This is a genomic window from Oceanisphaera sp., from assembly GCF_052084945.1.
In the GTDB taxonomy this organism is placed as follows: domain Bacteria; phylum Pseudomonadota; class Gammaproteobacteria; order Enterobacterales; family Aeromonadaceae; genus Oceanimonas.
In genome coordinates, this window is record NZ_JBQDEX010000034.1 from 15,104 (window position 1) to 22,353 (window position 7,250).

Below are 7,250 nucleotides of genomic sequence, written 5' to 3' on the forward strand. Positions count from 1 at the left end.
GTGCCACCACTCACTTGAGAAATATCAAACAGCTCTGGTGTGGTATAACCAATTGGCACTATGACCATGCCGTGATGGGCCAGCGTGGTCCAAGTGGAAGTGATGGTCATTTCTTGGCCACCGCCAGTGCCGGTTGAGGTGAATACGCTAGCCACTTTTCCCGCCAGTGCGCCTTTGGCCCACAGGCCACCGGTTTGGTCGAAAAAGTTACGCATCTGAGCAGACATATTACCAAAGCGTGTTGGCGTGCCCACTATAATGGCATCGTATTCCGCTAACTCTGCCGGTGTGGCCACGGGGGCGGCTTGTTCAGTTTTACCGCCGGCATTTTTGAATACGTCCGTATCCATAGTTTCAGGAACTCGCTTAACGGTCACTTCTACTCCAGCAACGCTACTTGCCCCCTCGGCAACGGCATTGGCCATGGTTTCGATATGCCCGTACATTGAGTGATATAGCACTAATACGTTTGTCATATTAATATCCTTTTTAGATAGTTTTTGCGGGTTGTATTAATCTTATCTTGTTGTGCAATGACGTGCAATAACGGCTCATCATGAATGGCTACGCCATCGCCGGCAGTGACGAGTACGCCGTTAATTTCTATCTGACCACTGGCCGGAACTAGGTATGCTTTGCGCCCTTTAGTAAGTGAGTAGTCAGTACTTTGTCCCGCTTTTAGGGTTGCTGCTACCAAGCGGGCGTCGGCACGAATGGGTAGCGCCTCGGTATCAGTAGCGCAGCCACTGGCAAGGGTAACAAAGTCACCACTTAGCTCCCCTTTGGGAAAAGGCTTGGTGCCCCATTTGGGTGGCAAGCCTTTTTCGTTGGGCATAATCCATATTTGAAAGATCTGCGTGGTCTCATTTTCGGTATTCATCTCACTATGAGCAATGCCGGTGCCAGCACTCATCACCTGCACATTACCAGCGGCAGTGCGGCCGCTATTGCCCAAGTTGTCTTGATGCGTGATCGCTCCCTTGCGCACGTAAGTGATAATTTCCATATCGCGATGAGGGTGCGGCGGAAAACCTGAATGTGCAGCAATAGTGTCATCGTTCCACACTCTTAGCTGCCCCCACCCCATACGCTGGGGATGGTAATAATCGGCAAATGAAAAGTGGTGGCGAGTATCTAGCCAGCCATGCTGTGCACCGCCCAATTCGCGATAGGGTCTTAATTCAATCATGCAAAACCTCCTGCTATATGTTGGTGGTGACCGTCAGTGAGTTATGGGATCAGTACTATCTTCTGTGAACTGCCTTGGCTGATTTGCTGATAGGCATCCACCGCCTCAGACAATGGTCGCTCGATAAAGTCGTTAATCAGAGGGACGCCATCGGGAAAAGCAGCGCTTATTTTCGTAAGCATGACCGCGCAATCTTCTAGGCTATAAAGCAGAGAGTTAATGCCAATAATAGAGCCGCCACGGCGGTATAAATTTAAAGGGGATAACATGATCTGGTCATCTGTTGGGGCGGCAATAACTGCAATGTGGCCAAATGCGTCTAGGCTAGTTACGGCTGCTGTTAGCCAGTAGCCTGTGGTGTCAACGATCACTTGTGGTGCTTGCTGGTGAAAGTGCTCTCTTGCTTGGTCGGCTAGCTGTGCTGCTTGGGTTAACTGAAACGCCTTGATATTTTGAGATTGTAGGGTGTGCACTACATCACTACGACGTGCAGCCATTACTACCTCAGCGCCTCTGGCGTGGGCGAGGTGTTGTGCTGCGCGTGCCACCGCACCTGCTCCAATAATCAGCAAACGCGTTTTTTTCTGAACTTGGCTACGCTCAAGGGCATCCCAAGCAGTGATTAATGGCACGCCACAGCTGGCCGCTTGAGCAAAGCTTAGTGAGGCGGGTAAGGGGGCGACAGCATCGGCTGGCAACACAACATATTGCGCATGACAGCCATCCCGATAAAAGCCAAAGCCTTTGCCAGTTCCACCCCATACCGCCTTGCCTTTTAGCTCTGCTTGCCCACTGATCACCACACCGGCAAAGTCTCGGCCGGGAATACGTGGCGTGCTAGTGTAAGGAAACAGTCCCAGTAGGTTTTTGATGTCGCTTGGGTTGATGCCCGTTGCCCGTATCTCGACCAATACTTCACCTGCTTTAGGCTGGGGAATGGGCAGCTCACGCAACTGTAATGCGTCTACCGTACCGGTTGTTGAAAACTGTAATGCTTGCATCATGCACCTCAATCACTGAATGGAAACTGAAGCTGAGCAATAAACTACAACATCGCTCAGCTCGCTTAGCCGTTAATGGCGCAGTGTTTACCCGCGCCCGTGGGGTGCATCGAGATTTAGCTCAGGCCCAACAGGTACCACGCCTGTGGGGTTAATGGTGTTATGGCTGCGGTAATAATGTGCTTTGATATGTTTCATATTGACCGTGTCGGCCACACCAGGCCATTGATAGAGCTCGCGTAAATAACCGCTTAAATGCGGGTAGTCGGCAATTTGCTTGATGTTGCACTTAAAATGCCCGTGGTACACAGCATCAAAACGCACCAGTGTAGTGAATAAGCGCCAATCTGCTTCGGTAATGGTATCGCCCAGTAAATAGCGATGTGTTGATAGTCGCTGCTCTAACTCATCTAAAGTAGCAAACAAAGGGGCCACCGCTTCTTCATAAGCGTGCTGCGTGGTGGCAAATCCTGCTTTATAGACACCGTTGTTCACCCTGTTGTAGATTTGTTCATTCAGGCTATCAATGTCTGCGCGCAGCGCCTCTGGATAATAGTCGCCGGAGGTAGCGCCAACCTCGTCAAAAGCCGAGTTAAACATGCGAATGATTTCCGCAGACTCGTTACTTACTATGGTCTTTTGTTGCTTATCCCAGAGCACCGGAATGGTAACGCGACCTGTGTATTGGGGATCGGCGCTAGTATAGATCTGGTGCATATAGTCGGCCTGAAAAAGAGGGTCAGCCACCACTCCTTCATCTGCAGCAAAGGTCCAGCCGTGCTCCGCCATTAACGGGTTGACCACAGACACGGATATCATGGACTCCAGCCCTTTGAGTTTGCGAAAAATCAGCGTGCGGTGTGCCCACGGGCAAGCCAGCGATACGTATAAGTGGTAGCGCCCGGCTTCGGCTTTAAATCCAGCGTCACCGGTAGGGCCGGCGCTGCCATCTTGCGTTACCCAGTTGCGAAATTGTGACTCACTACGCTTGAATTTACCGCCAGTGGAGTCAGTGTCGTACCATTGGTCATGCCATTGACCGTCTACTAATAAGCCCATAATGGAGCCTCCTGTATGTTGTTATATGGTGACCAAGGGCATGGGCTCCTTGGTGTTTTTGATTCAGCCACATGGCTATTAGGTGATCTTTAATATCAATGTCTATATCAGTGTATGCCAAAGACTTTTATTTAAGGTTGCCCTTAGCTGTGATGTCACTTAGCTTGCGGTCTAAAGACAATTTACCGCCGCCGTTAAACACCAATGCTACTGAGATACCGAGCAGAGCCAGCGCAAATTCATAGCCGTTGTTACTCATAAAGAATCCATTGGCTAGGTGTACGTTAATGATGGCTACTAACATGGTGATGACTAACATAAGAGCGGCAGGGCGAGTCAGCAGACCCATTAATAATGCTATTCCGCCAAAAAATTCAGCACTGCCTGCCGTCAATGCCATTAAGTAGCCAGGCTCTAATCCGATAGAGGCCATCCACTGTGCCGTGCCTTGCAAGCCGTGGCCGCCAAAACTGCCAAACAGTTTTTGGGCACCATGGGCAACAAAAATAGCACCGGCAGACAGCCGCAATGCCAAACTGGTCATTTGGCTGTTGGTGGACAATATGCGTTGAATGAAAGCGTTGCTCATGGTTTTTCCTTAAGTAATATCAACTTTGTTGTTTGATATGGTTACTATAGTAGAAAGCTTTTCTGAAAAATAACGGAACGTTTTGACCTTTAGCATCAGTTAAATTGAACAATCAACATTGAGTACCTTGAGCTATGTCTTTATTGATTACCTTAGATGCGCTGCAAACATTGGATGCCATAGCGCGGCGCCACAGCTTTGCTGCGGCCGCACAAGAGTTACATCGAGTTCCGTCTGCGGTTTCTTACACCGTTAATAAGTTAGAAGAGGATCTGGGCGTCGAACTCTTTGATCGTAGTCGGCGTAAGGCCGAGTTGACCGCGATTGGACGGTTAGTCTTAGAGCAGGGGCGGCATATTCTTAAAGCATCAGAAGAATTAACGGCATTAGTGCGCCAAGCTGCGGATGGCTGGGAAATGGAATTAAGGATCTGTATTGATAGCGTACTGTCCTGTGACTCTGTTTATGAGCTAGTTGAAGCGTTTCAGCGTATACAGCCAAAAACTGAAATCCGCCTCAGTGAAGAAGTGTTGGGCGGAAGCTGGGAAGCTTTAAGTGACGGCAGGTGTGATTTGGTAATAGGCGCTGCAGGTGAAGCCATGGCTTCAGGAATGGCTTTACACTCTTTAGGACAAGTGAACTTTGAGTTTGCTGTTGCTGCCGATCACCCCCTCACTCAGTTGCCCATGCCATTGCCAGTGAAGGCGATAGAGGATTATCCCACTATTATTGTGGCCGATAGCTCTCAGCGTTTGCCTGCCCGATCCTCTGGGTTATTAGATGGCCGCAGCCGTATTATTGTACCTAGCATCACTCATAAAATTGCCGCGCAATGTAAAGGGCTAGGTGTTGGTTACTTACCCGTTCACCGTATTACGCAGGAGCTAGCAGAGGGAAAGTTAACGCTATTAACCTTAGATACACCGTCGCCACTTGGTGAGATATCTGTTGCTTGGCAGCGAAGTAATAAAGGAAATGGGCTTAAGTGGTTTGTTGAGCGACTTAAAAAAATGCAATTTGATCCTACACTCGGGACACTCATACCAATCTGTAAAACTAACTGATCAAAATTTTCGCCACGGAACCCACGGAAGAACACGGAACAATAGAGATAAGATCTGAAAAAGACTTTATAGGGTAAGAGCCAAACACCCAACTATTAGTAGGGGAGCCCTTACCATTAGCAGTATTTGAGTCGTTATCACTTTTCGCTCTTGCCTTTTTCCGTGGATTCCGTGGCAAAATAGCCCTTAGTTTTTTACTTAATACAAACTGACCATATACTTACTTAGATTGGTATCACCCAACGCTTGGCTGTAAGCGATCGTCAGGATAAAGACCAAATAGGTAACGAATGACCTCTTTGTCGATTGATGACGGGTATTAAGGCTTATTATTCTGCTCCGCGTATTAGCAGACTTTAGTTAACTGGCTATAGGTTTGCTCTGTTAAGTATTTTGCATGATAGTCAGTGGAGTGTAATAGCAAATATACCTAATAGCGGAGGTACTATGTCATCCCATACTAAAAATGCCGTGCTGTATCGCATGGTGATGGAAAAACATATTTGTCCCTTTGGTCTTAAATCTAAAGATCTGCTAGAGCGCCATGGCTATCAAGTGGAAGACCATTGGTTAACCAGTCGTGAGCAAACCGATGCTTTTCAAGCAGAGCATCAAGTAGAAACAACGCCACAAACCTTTATTGAGGGTGAGCGCATTGGTGGTTTTGATGAGCTGGCGGTGTTGTTAGGAGAGAAAAAGCCAGAAGCTGAGCAAAGTGACACTTCCTATCAGCCAGTGATCGCTATTTTTGCCATTGCAGCGCTGCTAGCCATGGCGGTGGGTTGGTACCATTTTCATGAATTGCTGAATGTGCGGATTTTTCAATGGTTTATTGCCTTTGCTATGTGTCTATTGGCGGTGCAAAAGCTACAAGATCTCGAGTCTTTTTCTACCATGTTTCTTAATTACGACTTACTCGCCCAGCGTTGGGTTCGCTATGGCAAAATTTATCCTTTTGCCGAAGCCCTTGCTGGGATTTTAATGGTGGCGGGAGCCATGCTATGGCTAGCAGCCCCTGTGGCGATAGCGATTGGTGCCATAGGTTCAGCCTCGGTGATTAAGGCGGTGTATATTGATAAACGTGAGCTAAAGTGTGCGTGTGTGGGCGGCAACAGTGATGTTCCGCTGGGCTTTATTTCGCTCACCGAAAACCTAATGATGCTGATCATGGGAATGTGGATGTTGTAGATAACAATGAGCCGAATAGGCAGGCTATTCGGCTCATAAAGTGAGGTGATTAGCAGACTTTGGTTAACCAGCCGTGAGTGTCGTCGGCTTTGCCCCATTGAATATCATTCAATGCTTGGCGCAGGGCGTTGGTGGTGGGGCCGGCTTCACCGTTGCCGACGGTATGCTCTTGGCCATTGTGGATGAGTGTGCCCACCGGAGTGAGCACGGCGGCGGTGCCCGATAGCGCGGCTTCGGTACCCGGCTTTTTCGCACGTTCTAATAACTCATCTACGGTCAGTGCGCGCTCTGATACCGTCATGCCGCGATCGCGGGCCAGTGTTAGAATGGAGTGGCGGGTAATACCGTGTAAAAACGAGCTATCTAATGACTTAGTAATAATCTCGTTGCCATCAATTAACAAGAAGTTAGCCGCGCCGGTTTCTTGTACATCGCCATTGGGGCAAAACAGCACTTGGTCTGCTTGTACCGATTGTTGAGCTTTTAAGATGGGTTGTAAGGCGCTGGCATAGTTACCGCCACTTTTTACCACTCCCATGTGCGCAGCACAACGCGGCTCATCAGCTAATAATAAACGCAGGGCATTACTGCCACCAGCAAAGTAATCCCCCACAGGCGACAGCAATACATATAGCAAAGAGGTGCTGCTAGGGGCGGCGGCCTTACCAATGGAGGCTTCGGTGCCAATGTGAGTGGGGCGAATATACATAGAGCCCGGAGGCTGTGGCACATCGCTGGCGTAGCGCTTAACGATGTCGATGATCATGGCCTTAAGCTGTTCAGCATCTACCGCTGGTAGCGCTAATAACTCGCTGCTTTGGATTAAGCGGGCAATGTTTTGCTCCATACGAAAGATGTTGATAGAGCCATCTTCATGCTTAAACGCCTTTAACCCTTCAAAACAAGTGCTTGAGTAATGCAGCACATGGGCACCTGGGTGCAGAGTAAGACTATCACTGCTGACGAATTCTGTGGCGCCCCACTGGCCTTGCTCGTAACGAGCTAGGCTCATTTCTGGGGCGAATACGGTTCCAAATGCTGACATGCTGCTGTTCCTATTAACTGATAAATAATGGGTAATAACTAAGCTATATTAACCGAATAGTAAAAAATACGCTCAATAATAGCGAGTAATCTTGATTGATAGTGCCAAGCTAATA

General features: G+C 48.6%; 8 protein-coding genes. 2 read left to right on the forward strand and 6 right to left on the reverse strand.

Going from position 1 to position 7,250, the window contains the following annotated elements; genetic code table 11:
• The 5 genes from wrbA to ACTHY5_RS04995 all read right to left on the reverse strand — a co-directional run.
• Positions 1–476 (reverse strand): NAD(P)H:quinone oxidoreductase (gene wrbA / locus ACTHY5_RS04975; RefSeq protein WP_441877237.1); only part of this gene is annotated, 476 nt, incomplete at its 3' end.
• Positions 473–1,189 carry a pirin family protein gene (locus ACTHY5_RS04980; protein ID WP_441877240.1) on the reverse strand — a complete coding sequence of 239 codons (717 nt, stop codon included), beginning with the start codon at positions 1,187–1,189 and terminating at the stop codon, positions 473–475. The genes wrbA and ACTHY5_RS04980, both read right to left, overlap by 4 nt.
• A 41-nt stretch (positions 1,190–1,230) precedes the next feature.
• Entirely contained in the window at positions 1,231–2,193 is a 963-nt protein-coding gene (locus ACTHY5_RS04985) for a quinone oxidoreductase family protein (RefSeq protein ID WP_441877243.1), read from the reverse strand.
• Positions 2,194–2,277: 84 nt separating this feature from the next.
• A complete protein-coding gene (locus tag ACTHY5_RS04990) occupies positions 2,278–3,249 on the reverse strand; it encodes a glutathione S-transferase family protein (RefSeq protein ID WP_441877246.1) in 972 nt (323 codons plus the stop codon).
• A gap of 127 nt (positions 3,250–3,376) precedes the next feature.
• The gene (locus ACTHY5_RS04995; protein ID WP_441877249.1) at positions 3,377–3,838 is read right to left on the reverse strand and encodes a DoxX family protein; all 462 of its coding nucleotides are present in this window, start codon (positions 3,836–3,838) and stop codon (positions 3,377–3,379) included.
• A 134-nt stretch (positions 3,839–3,972) separates the two neighbouring features.
• Here ACTHY5_RS04995 and ACTHY5_RS05000 point away from each other — a divergent pair, with 134 nt between their 5' ends.
• Positions 3,973–4,902, forward strand: coding sequence for a LysR family transcriptional regulator (locus tag ACTHY5_RS05000; protein WP_441877252.1), 930 nt, complete (start codon positions 3,973–3,975; stop codon positions 4,900–4,902).
• 447 nt (positions 4,903–5,349) lie between these two features.
• The gene (locus tag ACTHY5_RS05005) at positions 5,350–6,090 is read left to right on the forward strand and encodes a MauE/DoxX family redox-associated membrane protein (RefSeq protein WP_441877255.1); all 741 of its coding nucleotides are present in this window, start codon (positions 5,350–5,352) and stop codon (positions 6,088–6,090) included.
• A 49-nt stretch (positions 6,091–6,139) separates the two neighbouring features.
• Here ACTHY5_RS05005 and ACTHY5_RS05010 read toward each other — a convergent pair whose 3' ends face one another.
• Positions 6,140–7,171 carry a branched-chain amino acid aminotransferase gene (locus ACTHY5_RS05010; RefSeq protein WP_441877258.1) on the reverse strand — a complete coding sequence of 344 codons (1,032 nt, stop codon included), beginning with the start codon at positions 7,169–7,171 and terminating at the stop codon, positions 6,140–6,142.
• Between the last annotated feature and the right edge of the window lie 79 nt (positions 7,172–7,250).